Source organism: Streptomyces sp. NPDC030814 (genome assembly GCF_055572155.1).
In genome coordinates, this window is record NZ_JBVIDX010000019.1 from 30,688 (window position 1) to 53,839 (window position 23,152).

Sequence of the window (23,152 nt, forward strand, 5' to 3'; positions counted from 1 at the left end):
CCGAATCTGCACGCCAGATGAGACGTTTCCGCAGGTCACAGGCGTGCCTGGTGGGGCGGGTGGGACTCGAACCCACGGCCGACGGATTATGAGTCCTTTGAGGATCTTGGCGGGCCTGGCCGATCAGTGCCCGTTCGTGACGTTTTTGCTGGTCAGCTGGGGCGCGCTATGCCTTCGCCCCTCAGCCTTTGCCAGTCTGTTCCTGTCCTTGCGTCCCAACTGCGTCCCGACACTGTGCCGGACGGGCCAGGAAGACCGGAGTTTCGGGCGATAACGCCAGCGCGGAGGCGAGGTTCGAACCCTTCCGCAGCGGATTCACTTTCCAACGCGCAGTGCTCCGCCCCTCTGTGTCGGGGCGGAGCCACTTCGGTTGATTGCTGGTGCTGTCGGTGCCCTTGCTGGGGGCAGGGTCAGGGGGTGGCTACGAGCTTGTAGTCTTCGGTGTACGCCTGCAGTTCGGATTCCTCGGCGCTGTAGAGGATCTTGGTCTTGGTGGTGGAGGAGTCGAGGACGACCTTGATGTCGAGGTTGGCCTTGATCTTGTTGGTGGCCAGGTAGTTCCGGGCACCGCCGGCGACGAGGATGACCGTCGGGTCGGCTCCGGACGGGGTGATGTTGGCGGCTGGGACGGAGAAGGAGAACTGGTTGGCGGTGACGGAGTTGTCGTTGCCGTTGATGTGGACCAGGCCGTAGAGGTCGTCGTAGCGGGTGCTGGTGCCGTCGCCGTACACGCGGCGGAAGTGGTTGCCGGAGATGAGGTTCTCCGAGCTGCCGTTGGTCAGGGCGATCATGCTGGGGAAGTTGCTGAGCAGCTTGTTCGCGGAGATGTTGCAGCGGTTGGCGTTGATGAGGGTGATGTTGCAGGCCCACAGGATGGTGTTGCCGGTGATGAGGATGCCTTCGGCGTTCTCGGCGAAGACGGAGTAGCCTGCCCAGGCGCTGATCAGGTAGTTGTTGGTGATCTTGGCGACCTGCGAGGCACCGGTGAGGGAGATCGAAGTGCCGCACTCCGCCACGAAGTTGTTGGTGAAGCTGCAGGCGTCGGCACCGTTCACCAGCATGGCCTGGGTGAGGTAGACGAAGCCCATCCCCTCGAAGCGGAACGAGTCGTTGTCCGACTGCACCGAGATGCCGATCTTGTGGTTGCCCTCTACGTACGGCTTGGTGTCCTCCACTCCGTCGATGCAGAAGTCCTGGAAGACGATCCCGTTGAGCCGGCCGATCTCGGTGGGGGCGCCGGTGCGCTTGACCAGGAATGCCTCGTTGTTGCCGTCGGTGTGCCTGACCCGGATGTGGCTGGAGCCGGGCTGGATCTCGATCCACTTGCTGGTGTCGGAGGTGTCGTCGCGGATGGCCTCGGACATGAAGCCGTGCCCGGAGCCCTTGATCGTCAGGAAGCTGATGTCGATGACGACGCGGGTGAGCAGGTCGTAGTGGCCCGGCGGGATGTAGATGACGGCGCCGGGTCTGGTGCTCTGGGTCTTCTGCTTCGACTTGATGTCCGCGATGATCTCGTTGATCACCTTGCCGATGTCGGTGTGCGGGGAGACGCTTCCGTTGAAGGTGGTGACGTCGTAGACGGTGCGGGCCACGGGGGTGTCCTTCCGGTTGAAGGTTGCTGCGCGCTGGGGAGGGCGGTCAGAGGAGGCCGACGATCGCGTCGTAATCCGCTGGCGGGTCGGCCTGAGGCACAGCCGACTGGGGGATTTCCGGGACGGCTGCGGCGGCGGGTTGTGCTGGTGCGGCGGCCAGGAACGCCACGGTCGTCAGGGCTGTGGCGGCGGCGCCTCGGAGGAGGGCGCGGCGGGACGGGGCGGGTAGTGGTTGGGCAGGGTGCATGACGGCTCCTCGCGAACTGGGGAGTGGTTGTGCGTGGGGGTCAGCGGACGGCGCCCGCGGTCATGCCCGCGATGACCTGCTTCTGGAAGGCCGCGTAGATCGCCAGTTGCGGCAGCAGGACGAGGGTGGCGGAGGCCATCATGGCGCCGTAGTTGACGCTGTAGACGCCCTGGAACTGGGAGACGCCGAGGGAGACGGTGGTCATGTTCGGGTCGTTGATGAGGGTGACCGCGAAGGGAAACTCGTTCCAGACGTAGATGACGTTGAGGATCGCGAGGGTCGCGATGACCGGCCGCATGAGCGGGAAGACGACCTTCCAGGCCATGCGCCACAGCCCGACGCCGTCCATCACGGCGGCCTGTTCGATCTCCTCGGGGAAGTCCCGCAGGAACCCGGTCAGCAGCAGTATGTTGAAGGGGATGGTGACCGCGATGTACGGCAGGATCAACGCGAAATAGGTACCGAACAGGCCGAAGGCGATGTCCAGCCGGTACACCGGGAACAGCAGGATGTACACCGGGATGGCGAGGCCGGCCAGGAAGTAGAAGCGCAGGGTGGTCTGCGTACGGCGCTTACCGCTGCGGAAGACCATGCGGGTGAGCGCGAACGCGGCCATGTAGGAGATGACCAGCCCGACCGTGACCGACACGACGGCCAGGATCAAGGTGTTCTTGTACATCACCAGCAGGTTCAGGGTCTCCATAGCCTGCTGGTAGTTGTCCAGAGTGAGATCGGACAGCGAGAACGGGTCGTTGAGGATGTTGTCGTTGCTCTGGAACGACAACAGCATGATCCACAGCAGCGGGAACAGGATCACGAAGGTGATCAGGTAGGCGATCGCCGAGACCATGATCCTGCCGCGGCTGCGGCGTCGCGGCCTGCTCGGGGCCTCGCCGGAAGCAGTTGAGGACGTGTGGGACGTCTTGACCTCGGTGTCGATGCTCAACGGACTGCTCCCTTACGGCGGTTGCCGAAAAACGTGGCCGCGGAGGCGAGTGAGCCGACCACGAACACCACCACTGCCAGGGCCATGCCGTAGCCGTACTGCTGGGTGGTGAAGGTGATGTGGTACATGTAGCTGACCATGACCTCGGAGAGGTGGACGGGTCCGCCGCCGGTGAGGGCGTAGACGAGCTCGAAGACCTTGAAGACGCCGGTGACGACGAGCGCGGTGACGATGCCGAACGTCTCGCGCATCATCGGGATCTGGATGTACCGCAGTTGCTGCCAGCGGCTGGCGCCGTCGAGGCTGCTGGCCTCCATCACGTCACGGGGCAGCATGCGCAGGCCGGCGTAGAAGATGGTCAGTACGAAGCCGATCTGCTGCCAGAGGTAGACGAAGCCGATCGAGTACGGGCTGAGCGTTTGACCGCCGATCCACTGCGGGTGGGCGGGCACGCCGATCGCCAGCAGGAAGGCGTTCACCAGGCCGATCTTCGGGTCCAGGATGAAGATCCAGACCAGTCCGACGAGGATCGGCGCGATGATCGCCGGGGCGAAGACCAGCGCCCGCATCGCGCCGCTGCCCTTCACCCGGCCGCTGAGCAGGATCGCGAGCAGAAAGCCCAGGGGGATCAGCAGGAACAGGGCGATGCCGAGGATGATCCCGGTGTTGCGCATCGACGTCCAGAAGGCGTCGTCCTGGCCCATCTGCTCGTAGTTGTCGAGGCCCGCGAAGCCGTTCGCGGAGACGCCGTCGAAGTTGGTGAAGCTGTAGTACAGCGAGTACAGGATCGGATAGATCATGTACAGGCTGTAGATGATCAGGGCCGGCGCGACCATGAGGGTGAAGTGCCGGCGCGTGGTGAGCCAGTTCATGCTGTTCCCGTCGTCCGGGCCCGCGCGCCGCCCCGTGCGGCACGCGGGCGCCGGCAGCGTGACTACTTGATGGTCTTCTGGACGTTCTTCACGGCCTCTTCGGGGCTGAGGCTGCCGCCCATCACGCCGTAGAAGCTGTCGTACATGGCGCTCGCGGTGGCCGCGGAGACCACCAGGTCGGGCTGCGCCTTGGGGCTCTTCCAGCCCGGCTTGGATGCCTCGGCCAGGACGGCGGCGAACACCGAGTTCTTGGCGGCGTCGACCTCCGGCTTGTAGGTGGTGACCGGCGGCTGGGCGTTGTCGACGAGGATCTTCTGGCCCGCGTCGCTGTAGTAGAACTGGATGAACGCCTTCACCGCGGCGTACTTCTTCTTGTCGTCCTTGACCTTGGCGCTGACGACGAACGGCGCCGAGGGCACGTTCATCACGAGCTTCTGCTCGCCGACACCGTCGGAGAAGGTCGGCCCGGCCCAGAAGCCGGTGTCCTTGCCCACGCCGCTCTTCTGGATCTTTGCCGCCTCCCAGACACCCGCGTCGAGGAAGGCCGCCTTGCCGTCCGTGTAGGAGGCGACGGCCTGGGCGTAGGTCTGGGTGTTCATGTTCGAGGGGAACGCGCCGGCTTTCGCCAGCTCCTCCACGTGCTTGTACAGGCGAAGGAAGTCGGCGTTGTCGTAACTCGCCTTGCCGGACAGGATGTCCTGGTACTTCGACTCGTAGCCGAAGCGGTCGAGCATGGTCAGGAAGGCCCAGACGCTGAAGGAGGAGTTGTTCGCGCCCTGCGCGATCGGCGCCACGCCGGCGGCCTTGAGCTTCTTCACCGCGGCGAGCAGATCCTCGAAGGTCTCCGGGACGGCGATCTTGTGCTCGTCGAGGATGGCCTTGTTGTAGTAGAAGCCCGTGACGAGCGCCTGGTATGGCAGGCCGTACTGGACGCCGTTCTGCTGGAAGCCGGCGAGCATGCTCGGGGCGAACTTCGACTTGAGGTCGTTCTCGGCGAGGATCGGGCTCAGGTCCAGCAGGTCATCGCTCTTGACCATGGTCTTGGCGAGCGAGTCGTACACCCAGAAGATCTCCGGCAGCGTCCCGGACTGCGCGGCGATGGTCATGCGCTGCTCGTGCTGGTCGACCGGCTGGCCCTCCAGCTTGATCTTCATGTCGGGGTGCTTCTTGTGGAACTCCTGCACCATCTGCCAGGTCGCCGGGTCCTGGGTCTTGCTGTCCGGGTTGTGCATGGACAGCGTGATCAGTCCGTCTGGCGACGATTCGCCCGCCGTGTTCACCGCAGAGCCGCAGGCCGTGGCGGTGACGAACAGGGCGCTCGCGGTGGCGGTGAGAAGGAGTCGGCGCGAGATGCCGAAGGGTCGTCTCGGCGTCTGGGGCGCGGGCTGAGGGGAGGTCGCCATGGTGCTGTTGCCTTCCGGGAACTGGATGGGGAGGCGGAACCGGCGTGGGGGTGACAGGGCTCCGGGGAGATGTTCGGTATTGGTGCAGGCCGCCTGTTCCGGCTCGGATGTCCGGTGTGGTCGAATGCTCGCCAAAGGGGCGGCTCTGCGCTCGTGACGCAAACGTTTCGATGAAAGGTGCCTTGCGAACCTCGGCATGTCAATACCATGTGACGGAGAAGTTTCCAGGGATGAGCCACTTCGTGCTGGCCACAGCCATTGACTGGCTGCGTGACGACGTGCGAAGGTCTGCGCAATCGTTTCGATGGACCTGAAGTTGCGCGAAACGAGTGGACGGAGAACCGGCCAACCGCATGGACCGGTGGACCGTGTGGGGTTATGCAGTTACGGAACCGATCAGAGATCGGGTCCGACGACACGAGGAGGCGGCGAGCGGCAGTGGCCACGATCTCCGACGTAGCACGGATGGCGGGCGTCTCCACGTCCACCGTGTCGCACGTCATCAACGGCACACGGCCGGTCCGGGACGAGACCCGCACCCGGATCGAGGAGGCGATCAGGGCCACGGGCTACCGGCGCGACAGCCTCGCCCGCGCCCTGCGCCGCTCCCGCACAGACTCCGTCGGGCTGATCCTCACGGACGTCGCCGAGCCGGCTTTCGCGGCGATGGCCCACGGGGTCGAACGGGAGGCCATGGCCGCCGGCCTGACCGTGCTGCTCGCCAACTCGGGCGAGGACGCGGAGCTGGAGGCCCGGGCGCTGGAGGTCCTCGCCGAGCGCCGGGTCGACGGCCTGCTCATCGCTCCCGTCGCCCGGTCCCACCGGGATGCGATCACCGCCGTGATCGACCAGGGCACACCGGTCGTCCTGATCGACCGTCTGGGCGGGGTCAAGGCCGACCAAGTGGGTGTGGAGAACACCGCGCCCATGCGGGAGCTGGTGCTGCACCTGGTGGAACGGCACGGCCACCGGCGGATCGCGCTGGCAGCGGGCGACATTGCGGTGTCCACCATCGCGGAGCGGCGGCGCGGCTACCTCGAAGCACTCGACGAGGCCGGGATCGACGTCGACGACACCCTGATCGTCACCGGCAGCGGCCGGGCGGACGACACCCGCGAACGCATGACGGGCGTGCTACGGCAGGGGCCGTCGGCGGTCGTCGCCGCCAGTACCGAGACCGCGGTGGGTGTGCTGGCTGCGGCCAAGGGCCTCGGCCTGACGACACCCGAGGACTTCGCCTTCGCCACCTTCGACGGCTTCCCGCACACCGATCTGTTCCGTCCCGGCATCACCGCGGTCGCCCAGCCTGCCCACGAGATCGGTGCCACGGCGATGGAGCTGCTGCTCAGTCGTATCGACGGCAGCCTCACGACCCGCCCCCGCACCATTCGCCTGGAGCCGGAGATCACCTACCGGGAGTCCTGCGGCTGCCCGGCCTGAGCCACATCCACCACAGCAAGGGGGCGACGGGAGAGGTCCAGTCTCCCGCCGCCCGAATTCAGCGAACCATCACTGAAAGGGTCAGTCTCCCATGCCCTCGCACGCCCTCGAACACCTCACTCGCCCCACCCGGGCCCGAACCGCCCGTGTCTCCAGCTGGGACCAGCGGGGCCGCAACCAGGACTACTGGACGACCCCCGCCCACTCCAGCCGCGTCCTGGCCGACCTCGAAGGCCCGGGCCGGATCACCCATATCTGGATGACCCAGTTCTGCCGCCGCACCCTCGGCCCCGGCCTCATCGACCCCCTCGAAGCCGACACCGTCGCCCCCGTGATGGAGATCCACAATGCGCTCGGCGTCAACTGGGAGGAGCCGGACCCCGACTACTACCGCAAGGTCCTCATCCGCATCACCTGGGACGACGAGGAGGAGCCCGCCGTCCTCGTCCCGCTCGGCGACTTCTTCGGCATCGGCCACTGCATGCCCAACAGCTACCAGTCGGCCCTGTTCACCGTCTCCGCCAAGCCTGAGGAGTCCCTCATCTTCGGTGGCAGCGCCGCGTTGAACTGCTGGGCGCCGATGCCGTTCAACAAGCGCGCCCGCATCGAGCTGGTCAACGAGAACGACCTGCCCATCCAGCAATACTTCTACATCGACTACGAGCTGTTCCCCGAGGACCTCCCCGAGGACACCCTCTACTTCCACGCCCGCTGGAACCGCAGCAACCCGTGCAACGGCTGGGCTCCCGACATCCAGACCAACAGCCCCGAGGTCAACATCGTCGACATCACCGGCGAGGACAACTACGTCATCCTCGACACCGAGGGCAAGGGCCACTACGTCGGCTGCAGCCTCTCCGTCCACCACCGGCAGGGCAGCTGGTGGGGCGAGGGCAACGACATGATCTGGATCGACGACGACTTCCTGCCCGACGGCTCCACCAGCTGGCCGCCCTCCCTGCACGGCACCGGCACCGAGGACTACTTCAACCATGCCTGGGGCATGCAGAAGAACGCCTACCTCTACCACGGCGCGATCCTCCACGAGGCCGACGTCCCCGGCTATTCCGTCAACTACCGCTTCCACGTGGCCGACCCGATCCGCTTCGAGGAACGCATCAAGGTCTCCATCGAGCACGGCCACGGCAATCACCTTTCCGACGACTGGGCGTCGACGGCGTACTGGTACCAGACCCTGCCCTCTCCGAAGGCGACGATCCTGCCGCTGGAGCAGCGTCTGCCCGTACGGCCGGCTGGTCAGCCGATGCCGGTTCCCGCTGCGCGTTCCGGTGTGGTGGCCGAGGAGATCGCCGTGATGCGCGAGCGGTACCAGGCCCGCTTCGAACGCCACATGAACAACCTCGCCGAGCGCACCCGACAGCGCGGCGAACGCTCGCTGCAGGAGTCCGCGGCCAACATCAAGCAGGCCGCCGCCGTCCGCCGCCGCTACGACGAGCGCGGCAATGACTGAGACCGAGACCCGCGCGGCGGTGGCGCGCGACACCCACTTCCCGGCGGTCCACCTCCGCCCGCCGGCCCACTGGATCAACGATCCCAACGGCCTCGTCTTCCACGACGGCCACTACCACGTCTACTTCCAGTACAACCCGCACAGCGCCCGCCACGCCGACATGCACTGGGGCCACTACCGCAGCCGCGACCTGATCCACTGGGAGCTGCTGCCGGTCGCCCTGGCCCCCACGTCGGGCGGCGATGACGAAGGTGGAGTGTGGTCCGGCAACGCGGTCTCGCACGACGGCCGGCTTACCGCCTTCTACTCCGCCAAGCGGGACGACCGTTGGCACCAGCCGGTGACCTCGGCGGTGTCGGTCGACGGCGGTACGACCTTCACCAAGCGCGGCAGTCTCCTGATCCCGGACGCGACCGAGGGCACGACGATGTTCCGCGACCCGTACGTGTGGAGGGACGGCGACCGCTGGCGCATGCTCGTCGGCGCCGCCCTGGCCGACGGGCGCGGCGCAGCTCTGCAGTACACCTCCGCCGACCTCGACGACTGGTCGTACGAGGGCGTCTTCCTGGCCCGCCCGCCACACCCCCTGCGCGACGGCCGCAACACCGAGGAGGGCTGGGAGTGCGCCCAGTACGCCGCCTTCCCCGATGGTGCCGGCGCGGTCCTCGCCAGCGCCTGGGACCCGCAGGAGGGGGCGAGCTGCGCGATCTACTGGCCGGGGCGTGAGGAAGCCGGCGAGTTCCAGGCCGCAGCGACGCCGCACCTCCTCGACCACGGCCCCGACTTCTACGCCCCCGCCCTGCTCCACGCCCCCGACGGACGCTGGCTGATGTGGGCCTGGATCTGGGAGGCCCGGGATGAAGAACGCGTCGGCGCCCCCAGTACCTGGACCGACGAGGCCGGCTGGGCCGGAATGCTCTCCCTGCCCCGCGAACTGACCCCCGGCCCGAACGGTGAACTGATCCAGCGGCCGGCTCGCGAGCTGCTCGCCCTGCGGGGTGAACGGCGGATCGCCGCCGCGGGCAAGGCGAGCGCCGAGCAGCCCGCGGATCTCGGCGAGGTGTCCCGGGCCACCGACCTGACGGTGACCCTGGAGCGCGGTGGCCGCCTTCGGCTGCTCACCTCACCCGACGGGACCGAGTACCTCGACATCGTCCACCACCCGGTCAGCGGCGAACTGGTCGTCGACCGCGACCACGCCTCCCTCGACCCGCGCGCGAAGGGCGGCAGCTGGCGCCTCCCGTCCGAGGGGCCCACCGCGACCCTGCGGTTGCTGCTGGACCACTCGGTCGCGGAGATCTTCACCGCGTCCGGTCGCACCCTCACCGTGCGCTTCTACCCGGTCGGCGACGGCCCTTGGCACGTGCGGATGGACGCCGCGGGCGTCGACGCCGCCGCGTACACGGCCGGAGCATGGGACCTGACACGGCCCGAAGTACACGATGGCCGGCCCGCCGACACCTGACACCGACACGAGAGGCCCCGCCGACGCACAGCGACCTCGGCGGGGCCTGTCATATGGGGCCGACTGACGTCGACTTCCGTAGCCGCTGTCCGCGCAGCGGGCAGCGAGGCCGCGAAGCCCCTTCATCCGTATTCCGAAAGACGAGCACCCCATGAGCCCATGCCAGATCACCGTCCTGGGAGAGTGCGTCGCTGACGCCTTCACCGAACTTCCAGGGGCCGTGAACGAACTCGCGCTGCGGGTACTGCCGGGCGGCGGACCCGCGAACACCGCGGTCGCCCTGGCCCGCCTCGGCACTCCGGCCCGCTTCCTCGCACGGCTGTCCGGCGACGTGTTCGGCCGCCTGTTCCGGGCCCACCTGGAGGCGTCCGGCGTCGACTTGTCGTACGCCGTCGCCGCCGCCGAGCCCAGCACGCTGGCCGTGGCGGAACTGGACGCCACGGGACAAGCCACATACTCCTTCCACGCACACAACACCGCCGACTGGCAGTGGACCGCGGAAGAACTGGTGAAGGTGGACCTGTCCGGGACAGCCTGTCTGCACACCGGCTCCCTGGCACTGGTCCGTGAGCCCGGTGCGGCGGTCGTCGAGGAACTCCTGGCGACAGCCGCTCCGCAGGCCACCATCAGCATCGACCCCAACGTCCGACCGCTGCTGGTGAATCCCCAGTTCTACCGCGACCGGCTGGCCCACTGGTGCCGCCTCGCCGACGTCCTCCGTCTGAGCGAGGACGACCTGGAACTGCTGCTGCCGGGCACCCCACCCGAGCAGGCGTGCGACACCTGGCACGTCGCCGGAGCACGGCTTGTAGTGATCACTCTCGGCGCCGACGGCGCCCTCGTCTCACTCGACGGGGAACGAGTGCGGGTGCCCGCGGTGACCACGCAGGTCGTCGACACTGTCGGTGCGGGAGATTCCTTCACCGCCGGACTGCTGCACCACCTTGGCGCTCGCGGGCTCCTCGGTGGGCGGCTGGCCGAACTCCGGCTCGACGACGTCGCGGAAGCCTGCCGGTTCGCCACCCGCGTCGCAGCCCTGACCTGCTCGGTCGCTGGCCCCAACCCGCCGTGGCAGCGCCAGCTGGCGCAACTCGCGACCGCCGGTGAGGTATGACGAACAAGCCGCAGCCGGTGCAATCCTGGCCGACAGGTCGTCCCCGGGCCGGGACGGTGAGGGGCGCGGGCGGCTCGCGCCGCCGGCCCAGCAGATCATTCCCGAAGCCGCGCCGGTGATCTGTGAGTGAACCCTGTGTGGGACGAACCCCGCGTGGGATGGGGCCGTGGCGGCCCGTCCCACGCGGGGCTGTTTGCACGGCCCACCAACGTGCGGTCGGCTAGCACCCACCCGGACGGCCCCCGCGGAGAACCGCCTCAGGGGGCGGATTCGGTGAGGTCTGCCAGGATCGCGGAGATGACGCGGTCGGTGGAGGCGGCCATGTCGACGGAGCCGGGCGCGAGCAGCCACTGAATCTGGAGGCCGTCCATGACGGCGATGATCGCGTTGGCCGCGTCCTCGAGGTTCGCATCCGCCCGGATCTCGCCGAGTTCGCCTGCTTCGGCGAGGGCCTCGGTGACGAAGACGCGCAGTCCGGTGTAGCGGTCGCGGAAGTAGTCCTGCGCGGGGTGACCTTCGGTGACGCTCTCCGCCGACAGGACGGCGTAGAGGCGGACGATGCCTTCCCTTTCGGCGTTGCGGCGGACGGTGTCGACGAGGTGGCGCAGGAAGGCCAACCCCCGGGGGCGCTCGGGGCCGAGCTGTTCGATGTCGGTTTCGTCGCGCAGGGCGAGGACGCTGGTGAGCAACTGGGCCTTGGAGCGGAAGTAGTGCAGGACGCCGGCCTGGGTGACTCCGGCGCGGTCGGCGATCTCCTGCAGGGAGGCGTTGTTGTAGCCGCGTGCGGCGAACGTGTCCATGGCGATCTGCAGGATCTCCTGCCGTCGCTGCTGGGCTTTGAGGCTCTTCCCTGTGCGGGGCTGCCGCTCCCCGTTCGGCCTGCTCTCGCTCATCGTGCGGAGTCTACGGGGCTGTCGATCAGTGGTCACCTTCTCATCAAAGCCTGGAAAGAACTTGCACACAAGGACTTACTAAGTACTTAGTAAGTGTGCTTTCCTGCTCCCGTTCCACCCGCTTCGTGCCGCGTCGCGGCCTGGAAGGACGAGCATGAGCCGCCCTGCCCTCCCTGATGACACCGAGCTTCGTGACCGCATCCGCGCCCTGGACCTCCCGTCCAAGATCCGGCTGCTGACCGGCGCGACCTTGTGGAGACTTCCGGCCGAGCCCCGGCTCGGTCTGTCGGCGGTGACGATGTCCGACGGCCCGCAGGGCGTGCGCGGGACCGGTGACGACCCCTCCGCCACCGGGCTCCTGGCCCCCGCTCCCAGCGCACTGGCGGCCACCTGGGACACCGAGCTCGCCGAGCGGCTCGGCACGCTGTTCGCGACGGAGGCACGCCGCAAAGGTGTCGACGTCGTGCTCGCTCCCGTGGTGAATCTGCAGCGCACCCCGGTGGCCGGGCGGCACTTCGAGTACTCCTCCGAGGACCCGCTGCTCACCGCCACCCTGGCCGCTGCCCAGGTGCGCGGTCTGCAGAGCCAGGGTGTGGGCGCCTGCCTGAAGCACTTCGTGGCCAACGACACCGAGACCGACCGCACCCGTTACCGCGCCCGGCTGGACGAGCGGACGCTGCGGGAGGTCTACCTGGCCCCCTTCGAGCAGGTCCTCGCCGAGGCGGCGCCGTGGAGCGTGATGGCCGCCTACTCAGGCGTCGACGACGGAACCGAATCGGCGCCGATGACCGAGAACACGCGGTTGCTGCGCGAGGTGCTGAAGGGAGAGTGGCGTTTCGCCGGGCCCGTGGTCAGCGACTGGGCCGCGACCCGATCCACCGTGGCCTCGGCGGCCGGCGGTCTGGATCTGGTGATGCCCGGCCCCGACGGACCGTGGGGGGATGCCCTCGTGGCGGCCGTGCGCGCGGGCGAGGTGGACGAGCGGCTCATCGACGACAAGGTGCTGCGGCTGCTGCGGCTGGCCCGCCACGTCGGCCGGCTCGACGAGCCGGGGCCGACAGCTGTACCGCCGTCCGCCGTTCCGGCCGAGCCCGCACCGGAGGAGTTCCGTCTGCTGCGCGAGGTCGCCGCCCGAGGCACGGTTCTGCTCCGCAACGAGGCGGACCTGCTGCCGCTGGCGCCGGACGGCATCCGCAGCGTCGCGCTGATCGGCCCCAACGCCGTGGCGCCGTACCTCCAGGGCGGCGGCAGCGCCTACGTCCCGGCGGTGCGCACCGTGTCGTTCGAGGAGGGGCTGCGGGCCGCGCTGCCCCAGGGCGTACGGCTGACCGTGCACCGGGGCGGCGATGCCCGCCTGCGCCTGCCGTTCGCCTCCACCGCGCTACTCGCCGATCCCGACACCGGTGCGACGGGGGTGCGCGCCGATCATCTGGATGCCGACGGACACCGGATCACCGGCGAGGTCCGCGCCACCGGGGACTGGACCACGTACGACGGCTTCGACCCGGCGACGCACCGGGTGGTGCTGCGCACGGAGCTGACCCTCACCGAACCCGGCACCCACCGCCTGGAGTTCGGCTGCGCGGGGCGCTTCCGCTTGAGCGTGGACGGCGAGGAGGTCCTCACCGGGGACGACGAGCGCGGCGTGGAACTGGTACTGGAATCCAGCCACAACCACCCGCCCCTGCGCGGGATCGACGTCGAGGTGGGGCCGGAAGGGCGCAGGCTCGCTCTCGGCCTCGACCTGACCGTCGTGGACGCCGGCGGCTACGGCCGCTTCGTCACCGCCCAGGTTCGGCACGCACCGCCCGGGCCGACGCCGTACGAGGAGATCGCCGAAGCCGCCGCCGCGGCCCAGGCGGCCGATGTGGCCGTCGTCGTGGTGGGCACCAACGAGGAGGTCGAGTCCGAGGGCTGGGACCGCGCCTCCCTCGACCTGCCCGGCCACCAGAACGAGCTCGTCCGCAAAGTGCTCGCCGCCAACCCGCGCACGATCGTGGTCGTCAACGCCGGCGCCCCGGTGCTGCTTCCCTGGGCCGACGAGGCGCCCGCCCTGCTGTGGGCATGGCTGCCGGGCCAGGAGGCCGGGCACGCCCTGGCCGACGTACTGCTCGGCCGCATCGAACCGTCCGGCCGACTGCCGTGGACGCTGCCCGCCCGCGCCGAAGACGTCCCCGTCCCCGATGCCCGCCCCCGCGACGGCATCGTCCACTACAGCGAAGGCGTCCACATCGGTCACCGGACCTGGGACAAGGGCGGCCTCGTCCCGGCGTTCCCCTTCGGCCACGGGCTCGGCTGGACCCGGTGGACGTACGAGTCCGTGACCCTCTCCCCAACTCCCGTCTCCGCCACTCTGCCCAGCCCCGCGGGCGGAGACGGGCTCGACGTGACCGTGGAGCTGACCAACACCGGCCCCCGGGCCGGCCGTGAGGTCGTCCAGGTCTACCTGGAGCCGCCGCAGGACGGCCCCGACCGTCCGGTGCGCCTCCTCGCCGGCTTCGCCCTGGTCCAGGCGGCACCGGGCGCCCGCGTCACCGCCGAGGTACACGTGCCCGAACGCGCCTTCGAGATCTGGGACAGCGAAACTCGCGCGTGGCGTACCCCGCCCGGCCGCTACCGCCTCCACGTCGGACGCTCCAGCCGTGACCCGCGCCTCACCGCCGAGGTGACCGTCGACGACAGCCGCCCGCACCCCGCAGGCTGACCCACCCGACCACAGCCCCTTCTGTCCCAGCCACCCCCCGCGCCCTGTCCAGCACGACCGCAAGGAGCCGCAACCATGCACATCACCCGTCCCACCACCAGAGCCCTCCAGATAGCCTGCGCCACCGTCGCGGGAGCTTTGCTGGCCACCGGCTGCGGCCGCAGCGACGACTCCTCGGCCGCCGACAAGGCTCCGGCGGAGATCAGCAGCGGCAAGGCCAAGGGCAAGCTGGTCATGTGGTCCATGGGCGACAAGGCCGACAAGGACCTTCAGGGCCTGGCGAAGAAGTTCGAGCAGCAGAACCCGGACGTGACGGTCCAGATCACCGCGGTGCCGTGGGACGCCGCCCACGAGAAGCTCACCACCTCGATCGCCGGCGGCAACACCCCGGACATGTCCCTGATCGGCTCGACCTGGATGGCCGAGATGGCCGCCATGAACGGCTTCCAGGCCACCCCGTCATCGTTCGAGGCGTCCACGTTCTTCCCCGGCCAGTGGGACACCACGAAGTACAAGGACACCCCCTACGGCGTCCCGTTCACGGCCGACACCTCGGTGATCTACTACCGCACCGACATCACCACCAAGGCCGGCATCAAGGGCGCCCCGGCCGGCGACTGGGACGGCTACCTCAAGGATCTGAAAGCCATCCAGGCCACCGCGGGCAAGCAGAACCCCAAGCTGCGCAACGCCACCCAGCTGCAGGTCGGCTTCAACTCCTGGCTGTTCTGGCTGCCGATGGTGTGGCAGCAGGGCGGTGACATCTACGACCAGAGCAGCAAGAAGTTCACCTTCGACTCGCCCGAGGTCACCAAGGCCCTGGAGTACTACAGCGGCTTCTTCAAGGAGAAGCTGACGCCCAATGACAAGACCGACTCCCGTCAGAACCTTCAGAACGGGCTGATCGGCACCGTGCAGCAGGGCCCCAGCATGGGCGGCGACCTCCACAAGAACGCCCCTGACCTGGACGGCAAGTGGCAGACCATGCCGCTGCCGAAGGGCACGCAGTCCGCCGGGCTGGCAGGTGGCAGTGACCTGGCCGTCTTCAAGGACGCCAAGAACGCCGACGCTGCCTGGAAGTTCATCCGGTTCCTCACCGAGCCGAAGAACCTGGCCGAGTACGCGGAAGCCAGCGGCAACCTGCCCGCCGCCGTCCAGTCCTGGTCGGAGGGCGACCTGCGTGAGAACCCGAAGATGGCGGCCTTCGAGACCCAGCTGAAGGTCACCAAGGCCCCGCCCGCCATCACCACCTGGCAGCAGATCGCCGACACCATCGACTCCGAGCTGGAGAAGCTCGCCTACGGCAAGGTGAGCGTCGCCGACGTGCAGAAGACCCTGCAGTCCAAGGCCACCAGCATCGGCACCGGCCGCTGAAGCGCCGCCGCGCGCATCTCTCGTACGCGCGTATCCCTCGTACGGACGGATGACCACCATGCCCCCGACCACTATCGCCGGGCAGGGCACCCAGGAGCGTGACACCGCCGGCAAGCAGCCGGCGGTGCGCCGCCGCACTCCTTCGCTGCGGCGACGCACCGCGCGGGGCCGCCGCCAGGCCCGCGCCGCGTGGCTTCTCGCCGCGCCGTTCCTCGCCCTGTTCCTCGCCTTCATGCTGCTGCCGGTCGTCTGGTCGACGCTGATGAGCCTGACCGACACCAAGAGCGCCGACCTGCGCACGCCGCTGAACGTGGCGTTCGTCGGCTTCGACAACTACGTACGCCTCTTCCAGGACCCGCAGTTCTTCACCGCCCTGCGCAACACGGCCGTGTTCGTCCTGGCCGCCCTGCCCCTGACGCTGGCCGCCGGGCTCGCCGCGGCAGTCGCCCTCGACCGCGGCATCCGCCGCTTCCGCGCCGTCTTCCGGGTCGGCTTCTACCTGCCGGTGATCACCAGCATCGTGGCCGTCGCCGTGGTCTGGAAGACGCTCCTCGAACCTCGCGCGGGACTGGTGAACACGGCGCTGGCCTGGTTCGGGATCGACGGCCCGGCCTGGCTGGCGGACACCCGCTTCGCCCTGCCCGTCATGATCCTCATGGCGGTGTGGCGCAACCTCGGCACCGTCATGATCATCATGCTGGCGGGTCTGCAGTCCGTCCCCCAGTCCCTGATGGAAGCGGCCGAACTCGACGGCGCCGGCCCCTGGCAGCGGTTCTGGCGCGTCACCTTCCCACTCCTGCGTCCAGCCCTGCTGCTCACCGCCGTCACCACCGGCATCGGCTACCTGCAGTTCTTCGACGAACCGTTCGTCATGACCGACGGCGGACCGCTGGACTCCACCCTGTCGGCCACGTTGTACGCCTACAAGCAGTTCGGCAACGGCAACTACGACGTCGCGTCGGCGGCCGGCTACGTCGTCTTCGTTCTGATCATCGCGCTGACCGTGCTGCAGTTCCGCATGCTGCGCGACAAGGACTGATGCCCCATGACCACCCTCGCTCCCACGCCCACACGACCGGCCACCGACCAGGTCCTGCGGCGGCGCCGCATCCGCCAGGAGTGGGGCCGCCCGTGGCTGTACCTGCCGCTCACCGGCCTCCTGCTGCTGATGGTCACGCCGTTCCTGTGGATGCTGTCCGGGTCGTTCAAGCCCGAGGCCGACATCCGCAAGATCCCACCCGACCTGGTCCCCGCCAGGCCCACGCTCGCGAACTACCGTGAGCTGTTCGGCAGCCTGGACTTCACCAGCATGTTCGCCAACTCCGTGATCGTGGCCCTCGCCGTCACCGCGGGCAATCTCCTCTTCTGCTCGATGCTCGGATACGCCCTGGCGAAGCTGGAGTTCCGCGGAAAGCGCGCCGTGTTCACCGTGGTCATTGCCACCCTCATGGTCCCCGGCCTGGTCACCTTCGTACCGCTGTACGTGCTCGTGGCCAACCTGCAGCTGACCGGCTCCCTGCTCGGGCTGATCCTGCCGTTCCTGGCCACCCCCTTCGGGGTGTTCCTGATGCGGCAGTTCATCTCCACCCTGCCCGACGAACTGATCGACGCCGCCCGCGTCGACGGCTGCCGCGAACTGGCCATCTTCTGGAAGATCATCCTTCCGCTGGCCAAACCGGCCCTCGCAACGCTGGGCATCATCACCTTCCTCGGCTCCTGGAACAACTTCCTGTGGCCGCTGGTCGTGGCCCAGAACGAGAGCCAGTACACCCTCCCCGTCGGACTGGCCCTGGCCAGCAGCGGACAGGACTTCACCCGCTTCGGCATCCTCCTCGCCGGCGCCGTCGTCGTCCTCCTCCCGGTGACCGTCGTCTTCCTCCTCTTCCAGCGCCACTTCGTCGCCGGCATCGCCACCACCGGCCTGAAGTAGGCACCTCAGCTCCGGCGCCCGTCCCGGCCCCCACGCGCCGGTCTCGCACCACCGCCGTCATGCACACCTGTCGTGCATGGCAGTCCTGCACGCAAGGAGCCGCACCATGAGAACCACCACCCGGCAACGGCGCCGGACCGCCCTGACAGCCGCCGCGACCCTGCTCGCCACGCTCCCCGTCCTACCGGCAGCCGCCCCGGCCGCAGCCGGGGCCGCGCCCGCCAAGGCGTCCGTCTGGCTCACCGACCTGTCCACCGACACTCACCTCGCCAAGCAGCAGCCCGTGGCCTGGAAGGCCGGACCCGTCCCGTCCGGCTCATCCGGCTCATCCGGCTCGACGATCACCGTGGACACCACCCGCAGGTACCAGCCGATGACCGGCTTCGGGGCGTCGTTCACCGACTCGTCCGCCTGGCTGGTCGGTACCAAGCTGGACAAGACACAGCGTGCCGCGCTGATGCGCGATCTGTTCAGCCGCCGCGACGGCATCGGCCTGAGCGTCCTGCGCCAGCCCATGGGCGCCAGTGACTTCACCGTGAACGGCAACTACTCCTACGACGACATGCCCGCCGGCCAGAGCGATCCCTCCCTGGCGAACTTCTCGATCGCCCCCGACCGGGCGTACACCATCCCCCTTCTGAAGCAGGCCCGCGCGCTCAACCCGAAACTGACGGTGATGGCCACCCCGTGGAGCCCGCCGGGATGGATGAAGACCAGCGACTCGATGGTCGCCGGGCGGTTGCGAGCGGATGCCTACCAGCCGTACGCCGACTACTTCGCGAAGTTCCTCAAGGCGTACGCGGCGGCCGGTGTTCCGGTGCGCTACGTCACCCCGCAGAACGAGCCGCTGCACGAGCCGTCGACCTACCCGGGCATGCTCCTGTCCGCCGACGAGGCGAAGACCTTCGTCACCCGCAACCTCGCCCCGACCCTGAGAAAGCAGGGGTTGTCCACGGGCATCCTGGGCTACGACCACAACTGGGACGTCACCAGCTATCCCGAATCCTTCTACGCCGACCCGGCGTCCGCCCGGAACGTCGCCGGTACGGCCTGGCACTGCTACGCCGGCGCCGAGCTGGTCGTGAACCAGACCGCCGTCCACAACGACTACCCCAACAAGCCGGCCTTCCAGACCGAGTGCTCCGGCGGCAGCTGGGAGGGCGACGCGCGGGGCGCCTTCGCCGGCGTCATGGACAACGTCATCAACGGCCCCCGCAACTGGGTTCAGAGCATCGTCCGCTGGAACATCGCCCTGGACGCCGACGGCGGCCCCAGGAACAACGGATGCCAGGGCTGCCGCCCGGTGGTGACCGTCTCCCAGGACGCCGACGGCACGTGGTCGTACACGCCGACGGCCGACTACTGGGGACTCGCCCAGGCCGGCAAGTTCGTCCAGCCGGGCGCCCACAGGGTCGCCTCCAACACCCTCGGCAAGGGCAGCATCGAGGACGTCGCCTTCACCAACCCCGACGGCTCCACCGCCCTGGTCACCTACAACTCCGGCAGCACGGCACGCACCTTCACCGTCGGCTGGGGCAACCGCCACTTCACCTACACCCTGGCCGCAGGGGCGGCCGCGACCTTCACGTGGACCGGCACCCAGCAGGGCAGCACCGCCCCGGCCGCCATCGGCTCGGTCGACATCCCGTTCCGCAACCCCGACGGCAGCAAGGCCCTGATCACCTACGACAGCAAGCTGCTCGCCCGACAGCCCCAGGTCCGCATCGGCGAGAGGTGGCTCGGCTACAGCCTGCCCACCGGCGCATCGCTCACCCCGCCCACCGGTGAGACGCCCCTGTCCCGTGACGGCTGGCAGGCAACGGCCTCCGCGAGCAGCTCTGACGACCCGCCCACCAAGGCCATCGACGGCGACGCCGCCACGCGCTGGAGCTCCGGCCACGGCATGCAGTCCGGGGACTGGTTCCAGCTCGACCTCGGCTCCGCACAGACCTTCAACCAGATCGTCCTGGACACCAGCGCCTCGTCCGGTGACTTCGCCCGCCAGTACGAGCTGTACGCCTCCGACGACGGCTCCACGTGGGGCAAGCCGATCGCGACCGGGCCGGGCAGCACGGTGACCCGGATTCTGCTGCCCTCCACCACCGCCCGCTACATCCGAGTGGTCAACAAGTCCAACTCCGGAAGCTGGTGGTCCATCCACGACCTCTCCGTCCTCGCCCCCAACGGCAAGGCCACCCCGAACTCCCACATCGGCAAGGGCGTTCAGCGCAAGAGCACTCAACTCCCCGACGGCACCCGACTGTCGGCGACGTACAACTCCGGGAGCGGAACCGCCACGTTCGACGTCCCGTGGGGCGACACGACGTACAGCTACCGGCTGCCCGCCGGTGCCGCCGCGATCCTCACCACACGGCCTGCCTGACCGCACGCCTGCGGAAAGCGTCTGTATGAAGCTCAGACACCAAGGGCCCGCGCAGACGAATCTGCGCGGGCCCTCGCCCTCCCCGCCAGCGCGTCACTGGGCTGGGATCAGCCGGTCAGGGTGAACGTCTGGGCGGTTGAGTTGGTGCAGGGCTGCTGGGACAGCCGGGCGCCGTTGGCGGTGGAGCCGTTGTCGACGGTGAGGCACTTGCCGCTGTGGCGGGCCGTGAAGTGGTATTGCCCGTTGGTGCCGGCCGGCTCGGGGCGCCACTGCTGGTTGGTGCCGCCCTCGTAGCTCCACAGGTGGACCTTCGTTCCGTCGGCGGTGGCGCCGGGGCCGCCGTCCACGTCCCAGACCTTGGTGTTGTGCCGGTTGACGACCTGGTAGAAGCCATCGCTGGTGGGTCGGAACTGCCAGGACTGGTTGGCTCCCGTACCGCAGGCCCACTGCTGTAGCGCGGTGCCGTTGCCGGTGCCCCAGTCGGCCGCGTCGAGGCATGCCCCGCTGTTCTCGCCCGAGACGCGGTACCAGGCGGTCGGGTCGATGGGCTCGGTGGGCTCGCCATCGGTGCCGTTCCACACGAAGGTGGCGACCGCTCCTGCGGGCAGGGTGTAGGAGAGGGACTTGCCGTTCTCGGTGAGGGAGAACCGCTGTGCACCGGCGGCAGTGTTGACGACGAAGGTGGCTCGACTGCCGTCGGGGTTCTGGAAGGCGACGTTCTGAACGCCTCCGCTGCCCTGACTGGTGGAGCCGATGCGGGTGGCGCCGGCCCTGATGAACTTGGTGACGTGGCCGAGGACGTAGTACTCGGCGCTGGGGGTGACGTTGCCGTTCGCGATCTCGACGACGCCGTTGCAGCGGTTGCCGCAGTGGCCCTGGTGAGGGCCGCCGTTCTGATCGAGGGCGAGGTTCCAGTTGACGACCGTCTCGCCGCCGCTCCGCATGTTCTGCACGACCAGGTTCTCGGCGTGCCACCGAAGCGTGTCGCCGAAGGTCCTGGACGCGTCCGCGCTGTCGGTGCCGGAGCACTCGGTGAAGAAGACGCGCTTGCCGGCGTCGACGATCTGCTGCTGCGCGGCGGGGGTGCCGCCGTAGCAGTGGAAGGCGGCGCCGATGACGCGTCGGATGCCCGACGTGCGGGAGAACACATCCAGCGGGTAGTTCGGGTGGTCCCAGTTGTGGTCGTACGTGAGGATGTTCGTCGGCAGCCCGTTGGCACTCAAGGTGCTGTCGAGCACTTTCAGGAACTCGGCCTGCTCGGCGGAGGTCATCGACATGGACGGGTAGCTGGTGGCCAACTCGGGCTCGTTCTGGACCGTGAGGTCGGTGAGCGTGATGCCCTGCTGCTCGTACGCCTTGATGGACTTGACCAGGTAGTCGGCGTAGGACTGGCGGTACTCGGTCTTCAGGCTCCCGCCGCCCAGCGAGTTACCGGTCTTCATCCAGGCGGGCGGCGACCACGGAGAGCCCATGAAACGGATCGCCGGGTTGACCGCGATGGCCTGCCGGAGGACCGGGATGATCTCCGCCTGGTCTCGGGCGATGGAGAACTGCCCCTGTGTGTCCTCGTAGGTGGAGAAGCTGTTCGTGGCGTTGAAGTCCGTGCTCCCGAGTGGCTGGCGCAGGTAGTTCAGCCCGATTCCCGCACCGGCGGAGAACAGTGACCTCATCAGGTCGGCGCGCTTGTCGGCGGGCAGGCCCTGGATGAGGTGGGCGGAGGCTTCGGTGACCGAGGCACCCGCACCGGTGAACCGCTGGCCCCTGCTGGCGGTGTCGATAGGTATGTCGATGGCCTGCGGCGTGCTGGTGAACGGGACGCTGCCCTCAGCGGCCAGCTTCTTCGCGCCGTCCGGGGTGGTGACCCACACCTGCGCGGTGGGATCGGCTGCCCGCGCGGTGCCGGCGCCGACGACGCCGAGCCCGCCGACGGCCAGGACAAGGGCGGCGCCGGCGGCGCGAGCCCGGACTGTGGTTCTGGGTGACATGGTGCGGCTCTCCTTCGGTTCGACCTGATGGGAGCGGTACACCGGCCCACTCGGGCGCGGGTGGGCGCTGCGGATGGGCCGGGGCTTCGAAGGGGGTGCACGCGGAACTCAGGAGTCCCAGGAGTGTTCGCCTGGCGGCGGCGTGGCGACGGCCGGGGCGACGCCAAGAGGAGCGAAACTCTGGCCAGTGGTGGTGGGCGCGCGATCGAGGTGAGGTCAAGGACGCCGATCAGCACAGCCCATCGGCTCTCGTCGACTGTCTGGTCGGCAGGCGGGCCCACTCCGACCGGCGCAGGAGCAACTGGGGGCGACATGGAGGGCATGCGGATCCCTTCCACCCATGACGGTGGGGTTTCAACCATGTGACGGTGACATGAAAGCACGCTTACTGAGTAGTTAGTAAGTGGTGGGGGGCGTAAATCAAGAGCTCAGTTTCGATTGCGAGTGCGAGCTGCTTGCCCGGCTCCAGGGGGCGGTTGCCTGTGTCGCCGGTGTGCGTTGCGGACGCCCGGCACCACGACTTCGCCACCCGGACCCTCCGCTCCGCCACCGTGATCCTCGGCCTCGGCGAAGACGGCGTGGTCGAACTCGTGTCCGGCGGCAGCGATCCCCACCGACTCTATGCACCAACGACGAGCACGCCGATGGCGGAGACCTGGCTGTCATCCCGATCGACACGCACTTCTCGGCGGCCCACCTGCTCCCACGACGGCTGAAACAGTGGTGCGGCCTCGCGGACATCCTGCGGCTCAGCAAGGACCACCATGTCGGGCATCCCGCCCGAGCAGGCGTGCGACACCTGGCACGCCGCCCGGGACGCGGCTCGCGGTGATCAGCCTGGACGCCACCGGCCCCAATCCGCCGCGCAGGAAGAGCATCGACGACGATGGCTCGACCCGTCCGGTTTCCGTTCCGCGACGATGCCCCCTGGCGGGAAGGTCAGCTTGCCCGCAGACCGGCTGGGCCGTTTCAGTACGGGCCGTTTACGCACAGCAGCCAGTCACGGCGAGCGGCTTTGTTCGGGAGGCGTGGAGCACTGTGTCTGCTGCTACCGACACCTTCCGCTGTCTTCCACCGGCCGACGTCAACAGGATGGGCCCAAGGCAGCCACTTCCCATTCCCTGCGTCCCATCAGCGTCCCAACCACGGCTCTCGCCCGCCGATCAGAGCGTCCGATCCAGCCCGCGAGAGCTTCCGCACGAGGCATGACCGCAGGTCAACGCAGCGCCCAACTGCAGCTCACCGCATCGCCGTTGAACTCACGAGCAGCGGATTCAGTCCGTTCACGCCAAGCCCTGAATCCGCACGCCCGCTGAGACGTTTCCGCAGGTCA

General features: G+C 68.6%; 15 protein-coding genes. 9 read left to right on the forward strand and 6 right to left on the reverse strand.

Annotated features, from left to right (window positions below; translation table 11 throughout):
• Nucleotides 1-410 precede the first annotated feature (410 nt).
• The 4 genes from ACZ43N_RS31025 to ACZ43N_RS31040 form a co-directional block, all read right to left on the reverse strand.
• Nucleotides 411-1,592, reverse strand: a complete 1,182-nt coding sequence (locus ACZ43N_RS31025) for a NosD domain-containing protein (protein WP_468102336.1) — start codon at nucleotides 1,590-1,592, stop codon at nucleotides 411-413.
• A 287-nt stretch (nucleotides 1,593-1,879) separates the two neighbouring features.
• A complete protein-coding gene (locus ACZ43N_RS31030; RefSeq protein WP_468102338.1) occupies nucleotides 1,880-2,785 on the reverse strand; it encodes a carbohydrate ABC transporter permease in 906 nt (301 codons plus the stop codon).
• Complete coding sequence (locus tag ACZ43N_RS31035; RefSeq protein ID WP_468102340.1) at nucleotides 2,782-3,657, reverse strand: carbohydrate ABC transporter permease; 876 nt, start codon at nucleotides 3,655-3,657, stop codon at nucleotides 2,782-2,784. Before ACZ43N_RS31035 ends, ACZ43N_RS31030 begins: the two co-directional genes overlap by 4 nt.
• Before the next feature lie 62 nt (nucleotides 3,658-3,719).
• Entirely contained in the window at nucleotides 3,720-5,060 is a 1,341-nt protein-coding gene (locus ACZ43N_RS31040; protein WP_468102341.1) for an ABC transporter substrate-binding protein, read from the reverse strand.
• Between the two features lie 438 nt (nucleotides 5,061-5,498).
• Here ACZ43N_RS31040 and ACZ43N_RS31045 point away from each other — a divergent pair, with 438 nt between their 5' ends.
• From ACZ43N_RS31045 to ACZ43N_RS31060, 4 genes are all read left to right on the forward strand, one after another.
• Entirely contained in the window at nucleotides 5,499-6,500 is a 1,002-nt protein-coding gene (locus tag ACZ43N_RS31045) for a LacI family DNA-binding transcriptional regulator (protein ID WP_468102343.1), read from the forward strand.
• Between the two features lie 91 nt (nucleotides 6,501-6,591).
• Nucleotides 6,592-7,971: a glycoside hydrolase family 172 protein gene (locus ACZ43N_RS31050; protein ID WP_468102345.1), complete on the forward strand. Its 1,380-nt coding sequence runs from the start codon at nucleotides 6,592-6,594 to the stop codon at nucleotides 7,969-7,971.
• A complete protein-coding gene (locus tag ACZ43N_RS31055; protein WP_468102347.1) occupies nucleotides 7,964-9,436 on the forward strand; it encodes a glycoside hydrolase family 32 protein in 1,473 nt (490 codons plus the stop codon). The genes ACZ43N_RS31050 and ACZ43N_RS31055 overlap by 8 nt, the downstream gene beginning before the upstream one ends.
• Before the next feature lie 151 nt (nucleotides 9,437-9,587).
• Nucleotides 9,588-10,550 (forward strand): carbohydrate kinase family protein, encoded by a 963-nt coding sequence (locus tag ACZ43N_RS31060; RefSeq protein WP_468102349.1) that lies wholly within the window; start codon nucleotides 9,588-9,590, stop codon nucleotides 10,548-10,550.
• Between the two features lie 257 nt (nucleotides 10,551-10,807).
• Here the strand turns inward: ACZ43N_RS31060 and ACZ43N_RS31065 are convergent, their stop codons facing one another.
• Nucleotides 10,808-11,443, reverse strand: coding sequence for a TetR family transcriptional regulator (locus ACZ43N_RS31065; RefSeq protein ID WP_468102351.1), 636 nt, complete (start codon nucleotides 11,441-11,443; stop codon nucleotides 10,808-10,810).
• 154 nt (nucleotides 11,444-11,597) lie between these two features.
• Here ACZ43N_RS31065 and ACZ43N_RS31070 point away from each other — a divergent pair, with 154 nt between their 5' ends.
• The 5 genes from ACZ43N_RS31070 to ACZ43N_RS31090 all read left to right on the forward strand — a co-directional run bounded on the left by ACZ43N_RS31070 (nucleotide 11,598) and on the right by ACZ43N_RS31090 (nucleotide 19,834).
• Complete coding sequence (locus ACZ43N_RS31070) at nucleotides 11,598-14,147, forward strand: beta-glucosidase (protein ID WP_468102353.1); 2,550 nt, start codon at nucleotides 11,598-11,600, stop codon at nucleotides 14,145-14,147.
• A 75-nt stretch (nucleotides 14,148-14,222) separates the two neighbouring features.
• The gene (locus tag ACZ43N_RS31075; RefSeq protein ID WP_468102355.1) at nucleotides 14,223-15,521 is read left to right on the forward strand and encodes an extracellular solute-binding protein; all 1,299 of its coding nucleotides are present in this window, start codon (nucleotides 14,223-14,225) and stop codon (nucleotides 15,519-15,521) included.
• Nucleotides 15,522-15,579: 58 nt separating this feature from the next.
• Nucleotides 15,580-16,560, forward strand: a complete 981-nt coding sequence (locus tag ACZ43N_RS31080; protein ID WP_468102357.1) for a carbohydrate ABC transporter permease — start codon at nucleotides 15,580-15,582, stop codon at nucleotides 16,558-16,560.
• Between the two features lie 6 nt (nucleotides 16,561-16,566).
• A complete protein-coding gene (locus tag ACZ43N_RS31085; RefSeq protein WP_468102359.1) occupies nucleotides 16,567-17,451 on the forward strand; it encodes a carbohydrate ABC transporter permease in 885 nt (294 codons plus the stop codon).
• 106 nt (nucleotides 17,452-17,557) lie between these two features.
• On the forward strand, nucleotides 17,558-19,834 hold the full coding sequence (locus ACZ43N_RS31090; protein ID WP_468102361.1) for a discoidin domain-containing protein: 2,277 nt from the start codon (nucleotides 17,558-17,560) through the stop codon (nucleotides 19,832-19,834).
• 107 nt (nucleotides 19,835-19,941) lie between these two features.
• On the opposite strand, the gene ACZ43N_RS31095 is transcribed toward ACZ43N_RS31090, so the two are convergent.
• On the reverse strand, nucleotides 19,942-21,819 hold the full coding sequence (locus tag ACZ43N_RS31095; RefSeq protein WP_468102363.1) for an RICIN domain-containing protein: 1,878 nt from the start codon (nucleotides 21,817-21,819) through the stop codon (nucleotides 19,942-19,944).
• Between the last annotated feature and the right edge of the window lie 1,333 nt (nucleotides 21,820-23,152).

What these genes read in the sequence shown, in the direction of transcription:
- ACZ43N_RS31065 (WP_468102351.1), bottom strand. Translation starts at nt 11,443, where the DNA reads ATGAGCGAGAGCAGGCCGAACGGGGAGCGGCAGCCCCGCACAGGGAAG.
- ACZ43N_RS31070 (WP_468102353.1), top strand. Translation starts at nt 11,598, where the DNA reads ATGAGCCGCCCTGCCCTCCCTGATGACACCGAGCTTCGTGACCGCATC.
- ACZ43N_RS31060 (WP_468102349.1), top strand. Translation starts at nt 9,588, where the DNA reads ATGAGCCCATGCCAGATCACCGTCCTGGGAGAGTGCGTCGCTGACGCC.
- ACZ43N_RS31090 (WP_468102361.1), top strand. Translation starts at nt 17,558, where the DNA reads ATGAGAACCACCACCCGGCAACGGCGCCGGACCGCCCTGACAGCCGCC.
- ACZ43N_RS31035 (WP_468102340.1), bottom strand. Translation starts at nt 3,657, where the DNA reads ATGAACTGGCTCACCACGCGCCGGCACTTCACCCTCATGGTCGCGCCG.
- ACZ43N_RS31075 (WP_468102355.1), top strand. Translation starts at nt 14,223, where the DNA reads ATGCACATCACCCGTCCCACCACCAGAGCCCTCCAGATAGCCTGCGCC.
- ACZ43N_RS31055 (WP_468102347.1), top strand. Translation starts at nt 7,964, where the DNA reads ATGACTGAGACCGAGACCCGCGCGGCGGTGGCGCGCGACACCCACTTC.
- ACZ43N_RS31080 (WP_468102357.1), top strand. Translation starts at nt 15,580, where the DNA reads ATGCCCCCGACCACTATCGCCGGGCAGGGCACCCAGGAGCGTGACACC.
- ACZ43N_RS31095 (WP_468102363.1), bottom strand. Translation starts at nt 21,819, where the DNA reads ATGTCACCCAGAACCACAGTCCGGGCTCGCGCCGCCGGCGCCGCCCTT.
- ACZ43N_RS31040 (WP_468102341.1), bottom strand. Translation starts at nt 5,060, where the DNA reads ATGGCGACCTCCCCTCAGCCCGCGCCCCAGACGCCGAGACGACCCTTC.
- ACZ43N_RS31050 (WP_468102345.1), top strand. Translation starts at nt 6,592, where the DNA reads ATGCCCTCGCACGCCCTCGAACACCTCACTCGCCCCACCCGGGCCCGA.
- ACZ43N_RS31085 (WP_468102359.1), top strand. Translation starts at nt 16,567, where the DNA reads ATGACCACCCTCGCTCCCACGCCCACACGACCGGCCACCGACCAGGTC.